This is a genomic window from Mesorhizobium sp. L103C131B0, from assembly GCF_000502275.1.
In the GTDB taxonomy this organism is placed as follows: domain Bacteria; phylum Pseudomonadota; class Alphaproteobacteria; order Rhizobiales; family Rhizobiaceae; genus Mesorhizobium.
Genome location: NZ_AYXC01000005.1, coordinates 231,655 through 248,700, shown reverse-complemented (window position 1 = coordinate 248,700; position 17,046 = coordinate 231,655). Strand labels below are relative to the sequence as shown.

The following is a 17,046-nucleotide window of genomic DNA, read 5'->3' as shown; positions in this document are numbered from 1 at the left end:
ACCAGACCGAAAGTTCCGTGCTACCTCAGGACGCCGCTGCAAGCGGCGGCTCTGCTTGGCCTCTTGACCCGGTATCGTCAGGCGCCACGGAAACACAGCCGCGGCCGGCGGCCTTGGCCGCATAGCAGGCAGCATCGGCCCGGGCGATGATCTCGTCGACTTCACCGCTGTTGCTGTGGATCGGCGCCAGCCCGATGCTGGCATCGATCGCATGCGGCCGGCCGTCCCAGCTGAACTGCAGGCCGCGGATGGCGTCGATGACCGAGCGTGCGGCAATCCTGGCGCCGGCGCTCGACCCGGCTTTCAGGATGACCGCGAATTCGTCACCGCCGAGGCGGGCCACGATATCCTCCGGCCCAAGCGCACCGCGAATGGCCTCGGCAACCCGCTTCAGCAAGGCGTCGCCGGCGGCGTGCCCGCCAGTGTCGTTGACCAGCTTGAAATGGTCTAGATCGATGAACATGAAATGATGCTCGCCCGCCGGCCTGGCCGTGCCGGCCTTGCGGCTCCGGTCGACCAGTTCCTCCATGGTGCGGATAAAGCTCGAACGGTTGGCAAGGCCGGTCAGCGCATCATGCGCGGCGGCATAGGCGAGTTGGCGCTGCAAGGCGCGCGCATCTGTGAAGTCCTGGAAGACGATGACCAGGCCGCAGAACTCCTGGCGGTCGTTCATGATCGGCGACACCACCTGGCGGATGCTGCAGCGCGTGTCGTCGCGACGGATGAGGACGGCGCGACTGTTCTGGTCGGCAGGGCTGGCGCTGCCGAGCGCCGGCCGCGTCATGCCGATCCTTTGCCCGGTTTCTTCGTCCACCGCCCAGTAGACATGGCCAAGCGTCTTGCCGAGCGCCTCCGCGCCAACAACGCCGGTGAGCTTTTCGGCGACCGGGTTCATGAAGGTGATGCGGTTGGCGGCATCGGTGCAGATGACGGCGTCGCCGATCGACTGCAGCGTCACCCTCAGCCGCTCCTTCTCGTCGGCCAGCATTGCCGCCGATACGATGAGGCTTTCCTCGGTTTGCTTGCGCTGGGTGATGTCGGTCAGGCTGCCGATGGCCCTGACCAGCCGTCCGTCCTTGTCGCGTTCGAGCGTCTTGCCGCGGTCGAGGATCCAGACCCAGTGGCCATCCTTGTGGCGCATCCGGAACTCGGCTTCGAAGAACGGTGTCCTGCCCTCCAGATGGGCACGATCGGCTTCGGCGACGTTTTCGCGATCGTCGGGGTGGATCATCGCCAGCCAGCGGTCGGGGTCGCCGTCCAGTTCGCCATCGGCATAGCCCAGCATCTTCACCCAGGTGGCGGAGTAGGTGGTGCCGCCCTTCCGCATATCAAGATCCCAGACGCCTTGTCCGGCGCTGGCCAAGGCAAAATTCCAGCGCGTTTCGGCTTCGGCTATGCGCGCCTCGGATTGCTTGCGCGCATCGATATCCTCGATCTGGGAGACCAGGTAGAGCGGGCTCCCGCTCTTCTCGTCGCGAATGACGGAACCGGCAAGATGGGCCCATACCGGCGTGCCGTCCTTCCTGAGGTAGCGCTTTTCGAAGTGGAAGGCGTTGACGGTGCCCGCCCGCATGCCTTCCATCGTCTCACGGCCGATCTGCACATCGTCGGGATGGGTGATCTGGAAGAAGGTCAGCGCCTCGATCTCCTGCTTGCTATAGCCGAGCATGGCGGCGAAGGCCGGGTTGGTTTCATGGATGCGGCCGTCGAGGCCGACAATGGCGATGCCGATCGCCGAATCCTCCATGGCGCGGCGGAAACGCTGCTCGCTTTCGGCGATCTGCCGGCGGTCGTCCAGTATCCGGTAAATGAACAGGGCGGCGAGAATCAGCGCAACGGCGGCGACCGGCACCGATATCTGCAGGCAGAGTTTCAGCACTTCGGCGCTGACATCGAGCCGCGACAGCAGGAGCGCGACCACGGCAGCGCAAAGCCCTCCGGCCGCAAGCACCAAAGCCACGTGACTGTCAGCCCGCAGGCTTTTTCGCTCTCGTCGCATCACTGTGCATGCCATCCCATGCGCAACACATTTCTGCAAAAAACACTGGATGATCGATTTTAAGGAAAGGTTGCGCCGGAGCCACCGGCAACACGGTGAACCCGCAAACAATTCCCGGCATGATTAAGGATCGGTGATTATTGGGCGATCTTGGACGGCCCGGTCACCAGCGCACGAAGAACCGTCCCCCGAGCGCGCCCAGACCGGCGAGGACGGCGATGGCGAGCGTGTACCAGGTGGCGACGAAAAGCGGAGAATCGTCGAAGCAGTGCGCGGCGTAGAAGGTCGCCGCCAGGCCGCCGGCGAGCAGTCCCGCGACCGCCCCGGCCAACACCGGCCGCGTCGGCGCTCCATAGCGCAGCATCCACAGGAAGACGGCAAGCGGGCCGATTCCGATCAGCGGGATGAAGCCCATGCAGATCATCATGTTGGAGCCGACCATGCGCGTGCTCCACATCGGCTCCGGCACCATGAACAGTTCGAGAGCCACCGCCACGGCCACCAGCAGCGGCGCCGCCAGCATCCAGGCCGCGGCTCTTGCCGTCGAAGCGCCCGGCGTCGACAACGCCCGGACCAGGCCAAAGGCGGTGACGGCGAGCACGATGGTGAACACGAACTTCGCCAGGAACCGCATCGTGTGCATGGCGGTCATGATGTCGGGACGCGGGCCGATGGTGAGAAAGAAGACCAGAGCCGCGATCACCGCCGCGGCTGCCGCCGCCATCAACCAGGCCGAGCGCAGCGGCATCGCCTTGCTGCTTGTGTCGGCGTCGAGTGCCTTGATGAGATCCTCCGTCCTCATGTCACTGCCGCCCGAAGCGCCCCTGCCCAAATCGCTTGGCGATCGCGGCAAGCCCGCGATGCAGCGACACCCGCACCGCCGTCTCGCTGACGCCGAGCCTGGCCGCCGTCTCGCCGATGGAGCGGCCGTCGACCGAGATCGAAGAAACGACGGAACGCTGCGCAGCCGGCAGTCCGTCCAGCGCCCGGTTGATGTCGCGTTCGCTGACGGTCTCGGTTTCCGGCTCGGCAAAGGTCTCGGCGATCTCGTCGATCTCGATTTCGATGCGCCGTCCGCGCCGCCGGAAAGCATCGATCAGCTTGAAGCGGGCTATCGCATAGATCCATGGCAACACCGGCGCGTCCTGGCGCCAGGTATGCCGTTTCACATGAATGGCCAGCAAGGTTTCCTGCACGACATCCTCGGGATCGACCCCGCCCTGTACGATCTTGCGCCTCGCAAAGCCGCGAACCAGCGCGGCGATCCGGTGCAAAAAGTCGGCGTAGGCCCTTTCATCTCCCGCGATCGCGGCCCGCATCAGCCGGGAAAGCTCGGCCTCATCCTTGCCGCTCACAAGAGTTCACTCCCCGATCTTCGCGCCTCGGCACCGATTTGTTACGTGTCCGGCGAAATGATGTCCAAGCCAAAGTGCCGCAAAATCACGAAAGTTTGCGGGAGCGGCGACCGATTGAAGCAGCCGAGCAATGTTGACTACTGCTGTCAGGTATCGATAGGTGCAGCCTGCGAAACCAGAACCACCGAGACTGAGGATGACGCCATGAGATACACGCTCTCCACCCTAGCGGGGGCCACAGCGCTGGCCGTGAGCATGATCGCCGGGCCGGCGATGGCCGCGGATGCCGGCATCATCGTCTACAACGCCCAGCATGAGAGCCTGGCCAAGGAATGGGTCGAAGGTTTCACCAAGGAAACCGGCATCAAGGTCACGCTGCGCAATGGCGGCGACAGCGATTTCTCCAACCAGATCGTCGCCGAGGGCGCTTCTTCGCCGGCCGACGTGTTCCTGACCGAAAACTCGCCGGCGATGACCCTGGTCGAAGCGGCGGGCCTTTTCGCGCCGGTCGACGCCGACACGCTGGCGCAAGTCCCGGCCGAATTCCAGCCGAGCAGCGGCAGATGGGTGGGTGTCGCGGCGCGCAGCACCGTCTTTGCCTACAACAAAACCAAGCTCACGGCCGAAAAGCTGCCCAAATCGATGCTCGATCTCGCCGATCCGAGCTGGAAAGGCCGCTGGGCAGCCTCGCCTTCCGGCGCCGATTTTCAGGCCATCGTCAGCGCGTTGCTCGAGCTCAAGGGCGAAGCCGCAACCGCCGACTGGCTGAAGGCCATGAAGGAGAATTTCACCGCCTACAAGGGCAACGGCACGGTGATGAAGGCGGTCAATGCCGGCGAGATCGAAGGCGGAATCATCTACCACTATTACTATTTCGGCGATCAGGCAAAGACCGGCGAAAACAGCAAGAACGTCGAACTGCATTATTTCAAGAACCAGGATCCCGGCGCTTTCGTCTCGATCTCCGGCGGCGGCGTGCTCGCCTCGAGCAAACACCCGAAGGAAGCCCAGGCGTTCCTCAAATGGGTGACCGGGAAAGGCGGCCAGGACGTGCTGAAGACCGGCACGTCCTTCGAATACGCTATCGGCAAGGACGCGCAGTCCAATCCCAAGCTGGTGCCGCTGGCCGACCTGCAGGCGCCGAAGGTCGATCCGGCGACACTGAACTCCAAAAAGGTGACGGACCTGATGACGGCAGCCGGCTTGCTTTAGGCTGGGTTCGTCCTAAAAGGGCAACGATTGCGCTCCTGCCGGACTTTCCGCAGGAGCGCTCTGTTTTCGAGATGGCATTGTCCATGACAACACATTGCGTTTCCGGCCGCGCCTGCGGCGCCCCCGCCCCGGCGGCAGTGGCGCGGTCGAGCTGATGCAAACTGCGGTCGATCTCGCACGTTCAGGCCAGACAGTCGGGCGGTCCCGCCGGAAGCCCATGTCCTGGATCGCGCTTGCCGCCATAGTTGTCTCGCTGCTGTCGCTGCTGCCGCTGGCGTTCATCATCTGGATCGGTGTGCAGATCGGCTGGGACACTGCTTCGGCCCTGGTCTTCCGGCCGCGCGTCGGCGAACTTCTGGTCAACACCGTGCTTCTGGTGGCGCTCACCGTGCCGATCGCCACCGTGCTGTCGGTGACGCTGGCATGGCTGACCGAGCGCAGCGACCTGCCCGGCGCCCGCCTGTGGGCCTGGCTGTCGGTCGCGCCGCTCGCCATCCCCGCCTTCGTGCACTCTTATGCCTGGATTACCCTGGTGCCGGGGCTGCACGGCCTGTGGGCCGGCGTGCTGGTGTCGGTCCTTGCCTATTTCCCGTTCCTCTATCTGCCACTAGCGGCCGCATTGCGCCGGCTGGATCCCGCCCTGGAAGATGCGGCCGCAGCGCTTGGCCTCGGACCATGGCGCGTGTTTTGGCGCGTCGTGCTGCCGCAGCTCAGGCTCGCCATTTGCGGCGGTGCGCTGCTGGTTGGACTTCATCTGCTGGCCGAATACGGCCTCTATGTCTTCATCCGCTTCGACACTTTCACCACCGCGATCGTCGACCAGTTCCAGTCGACCTTCAACGGCCCAGCCGCCAACATGCTGGCCGGTGTCCTGGTGACATGCTGCTTCGTGCTGCTCGCGCTGGAGGTGCTGGTGCGCGGCGAGGAACGCTATGCCCGCGTAGGCTCGGGTGCCGCGCGCCACCGGCAGCGCACCAGGCTCGGTCGCGCCACCCTGCCCTGCCTGGCTCTGCCTACCGTCACCACGCTGCTCGCCATCGGCGTGCCCTTCGTAACCGTCGGCCGCTGGCTGGTCGCCGGCGGGGCCGATGTCTGGCGTTTGGACGAGATCGGCCTGGCGCTGGGCCAGACGCTGTTCCTGGCGCTGGCCGGCGCCTTGCTTGCGACCATCGCCGCCATGCCGATGGCCTGGATCTCGATCCGCGCGCCGGGACCGCTGCAGCGGCTGCTCGAAGGCTGCAACTACATTGTCGGTTCGCTGCCCGGCGTGGTCATCGCGCTGGCCTTGGTCACCATTACCGTGCGCATCGCCATGCCGCTCTACCAGACGCTGTTCACAATCCTGGTCGCCTATGCCCTGATGTTCCTGCCGCGCGCCTTGATCAGCCTCAGAGCCTCGATCGCACAGGCGCCGGTCGAGCTCGAACGCGCCGCCGCCAGCCTTGGCCGGCCGCCGCTGAAGGCGCTTTGGTCGACAACGATTCGACTGTCGGCGCCGGGGGCTGCGGCCGGCATGGCGCTGGTCGCGCTCGGCATCATGAACGAGCTGACCGCCACCCAGATGCTGGCGCCCAACGGCACGCGCACGCTGGCCATGGCGTTCTGGTCCTATAGCGGCGAGATCGACTATGCGTCGGCCGCCCCTTACGCCTTCATCATGGTGACGATGTCGCTGCCGCTGACCTGGCTGCTCTATGTCCAGTCGAAACGGATGGCCGGGCGATGAGCTTTCTCGAAATCAGTGGCCTCACCAAGCACTACGGCCCGGTCGCAGCCCTTGCCGGCATCGAGCTCAGCGCCGCAAGCGGCAGTCGCACCGCGATCGTCGGCCCGTCCGGCTGCGGCAAGACGACGTTGCTGCGGCTGATCGCCGGCTTCGAGGCGCCCGACCAGGGCCGCGTCGTGCTCGACGGCGAGGTGCTGGCCAATGGCGGCCAAGCGGTGCCGGCGCACCGCCGCGGCATCGGCCTGGTGGCGCAGGACGGCGCCCTGTTCCCGCATCTCAGCATCGGCGACAATATCGGCTTTGGCATGGCCCGCGGCGAGGACCAGCGCGCCGAGCGCATCGCCGAGCTCGCCTATACCGTCGGGCTGGACAAGGCGATCCTCAAGCGCCGCCCGCACCAGCTCTCCGGCGGCCAGCAGCAGCGCGTGGCGCTGGCCCGCGCCATGGCGATGAAGCCCAGGCTGATGCTTCTCGACGAACCGTTCTCGGCGCTCGACACCGGTCTGCGCGCCTCGATGCGCAAGGCGGTCGCCGAACTACTCGAAGCCGCCGGCATCACCACCATCCTGGTCACCCACGACCAGGCCGAGGCGCTGTCCTTCGCCAGCCAGGTGGCGGTCATGCGCGACGGAAAGTTCTCTCAGATCGGCACACCGCGAGAACTCTATCTGCAGCCGAAAGACCGCATGGTTGCCGAGTTTCTTGGCGACGCCATCATCTTGCCGGCAAAGATTTCAGGCGGCTTCGCCACCTCCTCGCTTGGTCGCATAGCCGTCGACTCGAAGGAGCGGCGCGACATCGCCCGCATCATGCTGCGACCGGAGCAGGTGCAGGTAAAGCGCACGTCGCGCGAAGGCATGTCGGGTCCTGCGGGCACGATATTCGCCGAGGTGACGGACTCGGAATTCGCAGGCTCGATGTGCACCATTGCCGTGCGGCTGTTGAACAACCCCGATCCGCCGGACGCCGCGGCGATCGGCAGCACACCGCTGACCTTACGCAAGCCGGGAATCGACGCGCCTTCCGTCGGCGAGATCGTGCGCCTGACAGTTTCCGGCAAGGCGCATGTCTTCGCCTGAACTGCCGATGCGTCGGATTGGCGCGAGCGGCTGCGTCAATCGACTCGTTTCCCAGCATTGTCGAACCAATGCAGCTTCTCGGCCCTGGCCACGACGCGCAGTTGATCGCCGGGTTTGGCCGTGGCGCGGCCGGCCACACGCACGACGATGCGGTTGCCGCCGGCGGCACAGTGAAGAAAGCTTTCGGCTCCCACAGGTTCGACCGCCTCGACCGCCGCAGGCAGAATAAGCGCGCCGGATGATGCCTCGGCACTGAAGGTGACGTCGGCATCCTCAGGGCGGAAGCCAAGCGTGGCGGCGTTCGTAGGCGCGAAGTCAACCGTCTTGCCGTCGGTCAGCGCCGGACCAGCCGGTCCTTGCGAAAGAGGCAGAAGGTTCATCGGCGGCGCTCCGATGAAGGAGGCGACGAAGGTCGATGCCGGCTTCTCGTAGATGTCGAGCGGCGCGCCCGTCTGCTCGACCAACCCGCCATTCATGACGACGAGAATATCGGCCAGCGTCATCGCCTCAAGCTGGTCGTGGGTGACGTAGACCGAGGTGACACCGAGCGAGCGCTGCAAATTCTTGATTTCGACCCGCATCTGGCCGCGCAGTTTGGCGTCGAGGTTGGAAAGCGGTTCGTCGAACAGGAAGACTTTTGGATTGCGCACGATTGCGCGACCCATGGCCACGCGCTGGCGCTGGCCGCCGGAAAGCTCGCGCGGGCGCCGGTCGAGCAGCGCCGTGAGCTCCAGCACCTTGGCGGTCGAGCGAACCCTGCTGTCGATCTCGTCCTTGGGAGTACCCCGGTTGCGCAACCCGTAGGCCATGTTGTCGTAGACCTTCATATGTGGATAGAGCGCATAGTTCTGGAACACCATGGCGATGTCGCGCTCGGTCGGACCGATCGTGTTGACGATCTTGCCGTCGATGGCGACGGTGCCGGAAGAAATGGTCTCAAGCCCGGCGATCATCCGCAGCAGCGTGGACTTGCCGCAGCCGGACGGCCCAACCAGCACGCAAAGCTCCTTGTCGGGAATGGCGATCGAGACACCCCTCACCGCCTCGACGCCGCCGGGATAGACTTTCTTCACATCCTTCAGATCGACGGTCGCCATCGGCTTCTCACTTTTCGGAATCGACAAGTCCGCGCACGAACCAGCGTTGCATCAGCACCACGATCAGGATCGGCGGCAGTATGGCCAGCATCGCGGTGACCATGACCAGATGCCATTGGGTATCGGCATCGGCGAAGGAGACCATCTTTCTAAGTGCGATGACGATGGTGTTCATGTCGTTGCTGTTGGTGACGAGCAGCGGCCACAGGTACTGCGTCCAGCCATAGATGAAGAGGATGACGAACAGTGCTGCGATGTTGGTGCGCGACAGCGGCAGCAGGATGTCGAAAAAGAAGCGCCATGGTCCGGCGCCGTCGACACGCGCCGCTTCCACCAACTCACCTGGGATGGTCATGAAGAACTGGCGAAACAGAAGCGTGGCGGTGGCCGAGGCGATCAGCGGAATGATCAGGCCGGCATAGGTGTCGATCATGCCGAGATCGACCATCACCTTGTAGGTCGGCAGGATGCGCACCTCGACGGGAAGCATCAGTGTGATGAAGATCAGCCAGAAGAAGACCATCCGAAGCGGAAAACGGAAGAACACGATCGCATAGGCCGAAAGGATCGAGATGAAAATCTTCCCCACCGCGATGCCGAGCGCCATGATCGTGGTGTTGAGCAGCAATCGGCCGACACTGACGCCGCCGATGCGGCCGACACCGCCGAACAGCGCCTCGCTGTAATTATTCCAGACCTGGTCGCCGGGCAAAAGAGGCAATGGCGGCTTGAGGATGGTCTGCAGCGTCTGCGTGGAGGCAACGAAGGTGTAGTAGATCGGGAAAGCGACGATCAGGATGCCCAGGATGAGCACGGCGTGGGCGATGAGGGCGCGAAGCGGGGACTGACCAATCATCGCTCGCGCTCAACCGTAGTGGACTTTGCGTTCCACATAGCGGAACTGGATGGCCGTGAGTGAGATGACGATGACCATCAGGATGACCGACTGCGCGGCCGAATCGCCGAGGATCAAATTGACGAAACCGTCATTGTAGACCTTGTAGACCAGCGTCTCGGTGGCCTTGCCCGGCCCGCCGCCGGTGACGGCATGGACGATACCGAAAGTGTCGAACAGCGCATAGACCGTGTTGACGACCAGCAGGAAGAAGGTCGTCGGCGCGAGCAGCGGGAAGACGATGGTCCAGAAGCGCTTCGTCTCCCCGGCGCCGTCCATGGCCGCCGCCTCTATCAACGTCTTCGGCACCGCCTGCAGCCCGGCGACGAAGAACAGGAAATTGTAGCTGATCTGCTTCCAGGCAGCCGCAGACACCAGCAGGATCATGGCTTGGTTGCCGTTAAGCAAAGGATCCCAGGCAATGCCGAGACCTCTCAAGGCGTAGGCCAGCGAACCGATCGAGGGGTTGAACAGAAACAGCCACAACATGCCGGCAATCGCCGGCGCCACCGCATACGGCCAGATCAGCAGCGTGCGATAAAGGCCTTTGCCGCGCACCACCTTCTCGGCCATGACGGCAAGCAACAGGGCCACACCCATGGCGACCATCGCGGTCGCCAGAGAGAACACCAGCGTAACTTTGATCGAGTTGAGGTAGGCCGGGTCGGCCAGCACCTTGCGAAAATTGGCGAGCCCGACGAACTTGCTCTTCAGCCCGAACGGGTCTTCCCTAAGCATCGACTGGTAGAGCGCCTGCCCCGTCGGCCAGTAGAAAAAGATCAGCGTAATGGCGAGTTGCGGCGCCACCAGCAGGTAAGGCAGGGTCTTGTTGGGAAAGACGACGCGTGGAGACAGTGTGGATCCTTCGCTGTTCAGGAAGTCGTCCACGCGGGTCCGCGTGGACGAGGTTCAACTGACAAATCGCTTCAATTTCCGATCGCTTCCTGAATCGCCTTGTTGCCGCGTGCGACCGCGTTGTCGAGCGCCTGCTGCGCAGTCTGCTGGCCGGCCAGCATCTTCTCGAACTCCTCGTTCTCGATGTCGCGCACCTGCGGCAGGTTGACGAGGCGCACGCCCTTCGAGTTCTCGGTCGGCGCCTTGCCCAGCATCTGCAGGATCGGCGTCTCACGGCCCGGATTCTTGTCATAGAAGCCGGACTTCTTGGTCGCTTCATAGGCAGCGAGCGTCACCGGCAGATAACCCGACTTCTGGTGCAGATACTCCTGCACTTCGGTCTTGGAGAGGTAGGAGAAGAACGCCGCGACGCCCTTGTATTCCTCGTCCGATTTGTTGCCGAACACCCACAGGCTGGCGCCGCCCGGCGTGGTGTTCTGGGGCGCGCCCTTGGCGTCACTATCATAGGGAAGCTGGCCGATGCCGTAGTTCATGCCCGACTTGACGATGTCACCGAGACCCCCCGACGATTCGGTGAAGATGCCGCATTCGCCGGCAAGAAAGATCTGCTTGGCTTCGGAGGTACGGCCGCCATATTTGAAGGTGCCATCCTTGGCCATGTCGGCGAGCGCCTGGAAATGATTGACGAAGATCGGCGCATTGATCTTGAGCTCGACGTCGGTTCCGGCAAGTCCGTTCTGGTTGGTGCCATAGGAAACGTCGTTCCAGGCCGCGAAGGCCTCAAGGTGGATCCAGGTCAACCACGTCGAGGTATAGCCGCAGGAAGCGGCGCCGCTCGCCTTGATCTTCTTGGCGGCTTCCCACACCTCGTTCCAAGTCTTTGGCGGGTTGTTCACATCAAGCCCGGCCTTCTGGAAAATATCCTTGTTGTAGTAGAGGATGGGCGACGAGGAATTATAGGGGAAGGACAGCATGGTCCCGTCCGGCTTCGAATAGTAACCGACGATGCCGGGCAAATACTGGCTCTTGTCGAAGGTCACGCCGGCGCTGGTTAGCACATCGGCCACCGGTTTGATCGCACCTTCGGCTGCCATCATGACGCCGGTACCCACGTCGAACACCTGGATGATGTCGGGCGCTTGCCCCGCACGATAGGCAGCGATGCCGGCATTCAGCGTTTCGGGATAGGTGCCCTTGAAAACAGGGAGAATTTCATAGTCGCTCTGGCTGGCATTGAAATCCTTGGCGATCTTGTCGACCACCTCGGCATTCGCGCCGGTCATGGCATGCCACCAACTGATCTGGGTGGCGGCGAAGGCGGAGGTGGTGGAAAGCAGGGTCAAGGTGGCGGCAACACCGGCCGCAAAGCCGAACAACTTCATGTTTCATCTCCCGTTTGTCATTGGCGAAAGGGGCACTCCCGCAAAGGCAATATGTGTCGCTGATGACAATCGGACAACGGATTTGTTGCTGTTTCGTGAATTTCATACCCGGCTAACTTCGCGCCCCCTCGCTCTGCAACGAGGACAGAGAGAAATGCCAAGCCGGCTCAGCGATACATGGGCGCGGTGGGCCTGCGACGATCGCCGACCGCCGGCGATGCATGAAGGGCCCCCGTGACAGCGCCACGCACCTGTACCATGCGGCCGCCATACCGGCGCTCGGCCAGATCGAGATGGTAGAGCGGCATCGCGCCAAGCGCTGCTGTGACCCTGTCTGGAATGAGACAGGATCGCCGCAAGGTACAACCCGAAAAACCCGCTGTAGTTGTAGCTCGCATAACCGATTCTTCGTCAAGCGCGACATACTAATCAAGTGGACGGCTTGATTGCTGTGGGAGAGCAGGTGGGGCGAGATGCTGACGGTCTATAATTGTATCGTGCATGAGCACGATCTGAGACTGGTCGCACTGGCAGCGCTCATTTGCGGTATTTCTTCCTTCTCGGCGGTCAACCTGCTTCGCCATGTCGACCGCTCGAGCGAGCGCAACCGCTATACCTGGCTGATGATAGCAGCCACTTCCACCGGCTTCGGTATCTGGGCGACGCATTTCATCGCAATGCTTGCCTTTTCTCCCGGAATCCCCAACGCCTACAATACGGAAATGTCGGCGCTTTCGCTCGCCGGTTCCGTCGCCCTGACCGCCGCGGGCATGTGGATCGCCACCTTGCGCCGGGGCATCGACTACCCTCTGGTCGGCGGCGCGGTCCTCGGCGCCGGTATCGCCGCCATGCACTATATCGGCATGGCCGCCTTCGAGGTCGAAGGGCGCATCGTCTGGAACCCGCTGCTGGTCGGCGTCTCGGTGCTGACAGGCGTCACCCTCGCCGCGCTGGCGCTGCTGGTCGTGTTGCGACGGCCGTCCATGCAGGCCACAATCGCCGCCGCCATCCTGTTGACGCTGGCGATCTGCAGCCTGCACTTCATCGCGATGGGCGCGGTGTCGATCTTCCCGGACTCCTCCATCGAGATATCGCAGTTCACGGTCGAACCGGTGTCGCAGGCCTTCGCCGCCGCTGCAGTCAGCATGGCTATCCTGGTGCTTTCAGCCGCAGCATTGTGGATCGACCTGCGTTTCCGTCGTCACAAGCTCGAGGCAGAGCGCATGCACGGCCTCGCCAACGCCGCCGTCGAGGGGCTGATCGTCTGCGACGGCGCCCGCATCGTCAGCGCCAATGACAGCATCGCGGCACTCACCGGCATTGCGCCGGAAGTGCTGAACGCGATGCTGCTTGGCGACCTCTTCGGCGAACGCACCGCGGCCGGCATGTCCGACTGCAGCGGACAGGCACAGGAAGCCGAACTCAGAGCCCATGACGGCGCCACCATCCCCGTCGAACTTATCGCTAGAAGCATCGACTATTGCGGCAAGCGGCACAGCGTGGTCGCCGTGCGCGACATCCGCGAACGCAGGAAGGCCGAGCAGGAGATCCTGCGCCTCGCCCATTTCGACCCGCTGACCGGGCTCCCCAACCGCCGCAGTTTCTCCGGCCGGCTCGAGGCCGAAATTGCCGCAATGGACCGCGGCGGCAAGGGTGGGCATCTTGCGCTGCTGCTGCTCGACCTCGACCGCTTCAAGGAAGTGAACGACCTGTTCGGGCATGGCGCCGGCGATGCCATGCTGCAGAAGGTGGCGCTGTGCGCCTCCGCCGTGCTCCGCCACGGACAGATGCTGGCGCGTCTCGGCGGCGACGAGTTCGCCATCATCGCTCCGAACCTTCCCGATCCGCAGGCGGCCGGCCGCATCGCCGAGGCGGTGCTGGCGGCCATGCGCGAGGAAAACCGGCTGTCGGTCGGTGGCGGGCTGGTGTCGGCCAGCATCGGCATTGCACTTTATCCGCTCGACGCCGATGAGCCGACACTCCTGGTCAGCCACGCCGACACCGCGCTCTACCGCGCCAAGGCCGAGGGCAAGGACACCTACCGTTACTTCGAGGCCTCGATGGGCGCCGAGGCGCGAGACCGGCGCGTGATGGAGCACGAACTGCGCCAGGCCATGGCGCGCGATGAGTTTCGCCTCGTCTACCAGCCACAAAAGGAGATCAGCAGCGGGCGGATGGTTGGGTTCGAAGCGCTGATCCGCTGGCGCCATCCACAGCGCGGCGACGTGTCGCCGGCGACCTTCATCCCGGTGGCCGAAGACAGCGGCGTCATCATCCAGATCGGCGAATGGGTGCTGGCGACGGCCTGCGCCGAGGCAGCGCGCTGGAAGAACCCTCTCACCGTCGCGGTCAATGTCTCGGCGGTGCAGCTCCACAATCCGAATTTCAGCCGCAAGGTGCATGAAGTCCTGCTCGGCTCCGGCCTGACGCCCGGCAGGCTCGAACTCGAGATCACCGAAACGGCGCTGGTCAAGGACATGCCGCGCGCGCTGGCGACCTTGCGCCAGGTGAAGGCGCTTGGCGTGCGTGTGGCGATGGACGATTTCGGCACCGGCTACTCCTCGCTGTCCAATCTCCGCGCCTTCCCCTTCGACAAGATCAAGATCGACGGCTCATTCATCAAATCAGTCGACAGCAACGGCCAGGTGGCAGCCATCGTGCGCGCCGTTCTGGGGCTTGGCCGCGGTCTCGGCCTGCCGGTTCTGGCCGAGGGCGTCGAGACGCTGGGCGAGCTGAAATTCCTCGACGCCGAGGCCTGCGAGATCGGCCAGGGCTACTATCTAGGCCGGCCGAGCCCGATCGAGGCGTTCAGCGAACTGACCGGCGTCGCGGCGCCGGCGGCACACGACGACGCCAGCGTCAAACAACGCGGCGGCAGCATCTTGATGCTGCCGCCGGCGGCGGCCCTGCGCTCAGCCTAGAGCAATTTCAGGAAAAGTGTGAAACGGTTTTCCGTCCGAAATTGCGTCGAAACAAAAAAGTTAGCGCGGGTAGCCGTTTCGACGAAACGGTGAACCGCTCTAAGGGGCGAGTGCGGCCTCGACCAGGCGCTTGGCATCCGGTCCCGACCATTCGGCCGGTCCGTTCATATGCGCGATCAGGCAGCCTTCGCCGTCGATCAGCATGGTGACGGGGAGGCCTAGCGCCAAGCCACGCGTCTTGACGTCGTTGAACAGCGCCAGCGTCGAATCGCGGTAGTAGCCGAGCGACCCGATGCCGATTTCGGCTAGGAACTTCTTCGGCTTCACATCGTCGCCGGCATCGACATTGACCGCGACCACTTCGAAGGCATCGCTGCCCTTTTCCTTCTGCAGCGTATCGAGCGCCGGCATTTCGGCGCGGCAGGGCGCGCACCACGTCGCCCACAGGTTGAGCAGCACGGTCTTGCCGACATGATCGGCGATCGTCATCGGCTTGCCGTCTGGGCCGTTGAAGGCGAGGCTTTTCAGCGATTGCGGCGGATCGGCGGGCAGCAATGCCGCCACCTGGCCGGTGGCCGCGGCGGCAACCTTTTTGGCGCGGTCGCTCTTGGCGGCGCAGGCGACATCGTCCTTGCTGTTGCCCGCGCCGGCCGCAGGTGCGCTGCCGGTGGCTGCGTTGTTGCCAGACCCGCTCTCGCTGACATATACCGCGACCGCGCCGGCCAGCACGCCCGCCAGCAAAGCGGCGAGGATCAGGCGCGGGGCCGGGAAGTATCTGTTACCGTCTGCCATTTTCTAAGACTGCTCCGGAGCACGGGTTATAGCGATGAGCGACAAGAAGGCCAGCAACCAGATGTGGGGCGGACGTTTTGCCTCGGGTCCGGCCGCGATCATGGAAGCGATCAACGCGTCGATCTCGTTCGACCGCAAACTTTATGCGCAAGACATAAGAGGTTCGGTCGCCCACAGCGAGATGCTGGCTGAAACGGGCATTATTTCGGCGGCCGATCAAGAAAAGATCGCTCACGGGCTGAACACGATCCTGAAAGAGATCGAGGCCGGCACGTTCGAGTTCTCGACCCGGCTGGAAGACATTCACATGAACATCGAGGCCCGCCTCGCCGATCTGATCGGCCCGGCCGCCGGCCGCCTGCACACGGCGCGGTCACGCAACGACCAGGTGGCGGTGGATCTCCGGCTCTGGGTCAAGGACGAGTGCTTTCGCGTCGCCGAGGCGCTGAAGGGGCTGATCTCAGCCTTGGTCGACCGCGCCGAGGAGCATGCGGCGACCGTGATGCCCGGCTTCACCCACATGCAGGCGGCGCAGCCGGTGACCTTCGGCCACCATTGCATGGCCTATGTCGAGATGTTTTCGCGCGACCTGTCGCGCGTCCGCGACGCCATCGAGCGGATGGATGAAAGCCCGCTCGGCGCGGCAGCGCTTGCCGGCACCAGTTTTCCGATAGATCGCCACAAGACCGCCAAGGCGCTCGGCTTCCGCGAGCCGATGCGCAATTCCCTGGACAGCGTCTCCGACCGCGATTTCGCGCTGGAGTTTTTGAGCCTGGCGGCGATCTGCGCCACGCATCTATCGCGGCTCGCCGAAGAAATAATCATCTGGTCGACGCCGCAATTCGGCTTCGTAAGGCTGTCGGACAGTTTCTCCACCGGCTCCTCAATCATGCCGCAGAAGAAGAACCCGGACGCCGCCGAACTGGTGCGCGGGAAGACCGGCCGCGTCACCGGTCATCTCGTCGGGCTGCTGACGGTGATGAAGGGCATGCCGCTGACCTATGGCAAGGACATGCAGGAAGACAAGGAATCCGTCTTCGACGCCGCCGAGACGCTCGATCTGATGCTGGCGGCGATGACCGGCATGGTGCGCGACATGACGGTCAATGCCGCCGCCATGAAGAAGGCCGCCAGCTCGGGCCACGCGACCGCGACCGACCTCGCCGACTGGCTGGTGCGAACGCTGGGCCTGCCCTTCCGTGAGGCACACCATGTCACCGGCCGCGCGGTGGCGGTGGCCGAAGAGAAGAAGGTGAGCCTTGAAAAGCTGTCGCTGGAAGATCTGCAGTGGATCAACCCCGGCATCACGGCAGACATCTTCTCGGTTCTGGCAGTGCAGAACTCGGTGAAGAGCCGCACCAGTTTCGGCGGCACGGCGCCGTCGGAGGTCAGGAAGCAGATCCGCAGCTGGAAAAAGCGCATCGCCAAGGCATGATGCCGGGGTGCAATGCGCCTAAAACTCGGTTAAAAGCGCAGCACATAAAGTTTCGGACGGATGGATCGATGACCGCAAGAAGGATTTTGGTGACGCTGACGCTGCTGACGGCGATGGCTGCCGTGACCGCTTGCGGCCGTAAGGCCGGTCTCGACACGCCCTATGAAGCGGCCGTCCAGGCCCGCAAGGACGCCGAGCGCGCCAAACAGCCGGTGCCGCCGGAGCCGGAAAAACCGGTCGTGGACAAGAAGTTCATCCTCGACCCGCTGATCTAGAGCCGATGAGACCGGCTTGATCT

14 protein-coding genes are annotated in these 17,046 nt (G+C 63.9%); 6 read left to right on the top strand and 8 right to left on the bottom strand.

The window, feature by feature from the left end; all coding sequences use genetic code 11:
* Positions 1-25: 25 nt before the first annotated feature.
* From X730_RS152535 to X730_RS152545, 3 genes are all read right to left on the bottom strand, one after another.
* Positions 26-1,960: a PAS domain S-box protein gene (locus X730_RS152535; RefSeq protein ID WP_050588105.1), complete on the bottom strand. Its 1,935-nt coding sequence runs from the start codon at positions 1,958-1,960 to the stop codon at positions 26-28.
* 202 nt (positions 1,961-2,162) lie between these two features.
* Positions 2,163-2,801: an NrsF family protein gene (locus tag X730_RS152540; RefSeq protein WP_023671666.1), complete on the bottom strand. Its 639-nt coding sequence runs from the start codon at positions 2,799-2,801 to the stop codon at positions 2,163-2,165.
* Between the two features lies 1 nt (position 2,802).
* Positions 2,803-3,354 (bottom strand): sigma-70 family RNA polymerase sigma factor, encoded by a 552-nt coding sequence (locus X730_RS152545; RefSeq protein ID WP_023671665.1) that lies wholly within the window; start codon positions 3,352-3,354, stop codon positions 2,803-2,805.
* 204 nt (positions 3,355-3,558) lie between these two features.
* Here X730_RS152545 and X730_RS152550 point away from each other — a divergent pair, with 204 nt between their 5' ends.
* The 3 genes from X730_RS152550 to X730_RS152560 all read left to right on the top strand — a co-directional run bounded on the left by X730_RS152550 (position 3,559) and on the right by X730_RS152560 (position 7,371).
* Entirely contained in the window at positions 3,559-4,566 is a 1,008-nt protein-coding gene (locus X730_RS152550; protein WP_023685327.1) for an iron ABC transporter substrate-binding protein, read from the top strand.
* 154 nt (positions 4,567-4,720) lie between these two features.
* Complete coding sequence (locus X730_RS152555; protein WP_023826262.1) at positions 4,721-6,292, top strand: iron ABC transporter permease; 1,572 nt, start codon at positions 4,721-4,723, stop codon at positions 6,290-6,292.
* Complete coding sequence (locus X730_RS152560; RefSeq protein ID WP_023826261.1) at positions 6,289-7,371, top strand: ABC transporter ATP-binding protein; 1,083 nt, start codon at positions 6,289-6,291, stop codon at positions 7,369-7,371. The genes X730_RS152555 and X730_RS152560 overlap by 4 nt, the downstream gene beginning before the upstream one ends.
* A gap of 35 nt (positions 7,372-7,406) precedes the next feature.
* Here X730_RS152560 and X730_RS152565 read toward each other — a convergent pair whose 3' ends face one another.
* The 4 genes from X730_RS152565 to ugpB all read right to left on the bottom strand — a co-directional run bounded on the left by X730_RS152565 (position 7,407) and on the right by ugpB (position 11,600).
* On the bottom strand, positions 7,407-8,468 hold the full coding sequence (locus tag X730_RS152565) for a sn-glycerol-3-phosphate import ATP-binding protein UgpC (protein ID WP_023742882.1): 1,062 nt from the start codon (positions 8,466-8,468) through the stop codon (positions 7,407-7,409).
* Positions 8,469-8,475: 7 nt separating this feature from the next.
* Positions 8,476-9,324 (bottom strand): sn-glycerol-3-phosphate ABC transporter permease UgpE, encoded by an 849-nt coding sequence (gene ugpE / locus X730_RS152570; RefSeq protein ID WP_023698704.1) that lies wholly within the window; start codon positions 9,322-9,324, stop codon positions 8,476-8,478.
* Between the two features lie 9 nt (positions 9,325-9,333).
* Entirely contained in the window at positions 9,334-10,218 is an 885-nt protein-coding gene (gene ugpA, locus X730_RS152575) for a sn-glycerol-3-phosphate ABC transporter permease UgpA (protein ID WP_023685330.1), read from the bottom strand.
* Positions 10,219-10,289: 71 nt separating this feature from the next.
* Positions 10,290-11,600, bottom strand: a complete 1,311-nt coding sequence (gene ugpB, locus X730_RS152580; protein WP_023826260.1) for a sn-glycerol-3-phosphate ABC transporter substrate-binding protein UgpB — start codon at positions 11,598-11,600, stop codon at positions 10,290-10,292.
* Positions 11,601-12,073: 473 nt separating this feature from the next.
* Here ugpB and X730_RS152585 point away from each other — a divergent pair, with 473 nt between their 5' ends.
* The gene (locus X730_RS152585) at positions 12,074-14,521 is read left to right on the top strand and encodes an EAL domain-containing protein (RefSeq protein WP_023804538.1); all 2,448 of its coding nucleotides are present in this window, start codon (positions 12,074-12,076) and stop codon (positions 14,519-14,521) included.
* 99 nt (positions 14,522-14,620) lie between these two features.
* On the opposite strand, the gene X730_RS152590 is transcribed toward X730_RS152585, so the two are convergent.
* Positions 14,621-15,313, bottom strand: a complete 693-nt coding sequence (locus tag X730_RS152590) for a TlpA disulfide reductase family protein (RefSeq protein WP_023826258.1) — start codon at positions 15,311-15,313, stop codon at positions 14,621-14,623.
* Positions 15,314-15,347: 34 nt separating this feature from the next.
* Between X730_RS152590 and argH the strand changes: the two genes are divergently transcribed.
* Together argH and X730_RS152600 are read left to right on the top strand one after the other, a co-directional pair.
* Positions 15,348-16,748, top strand: a complete 1,401-nt coding sequence (argH, locus tag X730_RS152595; RefSeq protein ID WP_023826257.1) for an argininosuccinate lyase — start codon at positions 15,348-15,350, stop codon at positions 16,746-16,748.
* A gap of 68 nt (positions 16,749-16,816) precedes the next feature.
* A complete protein-coding gene (locus X730_RS152600; protein ID WP_023826256.1) occupies positions 16,817-17,023 on the top strand; it encodes a hypothetical protein in 207 nt (68 codons plus the stop codon).
* Positions 17,024-17,046: the final 23 nt, after the last annotated feature.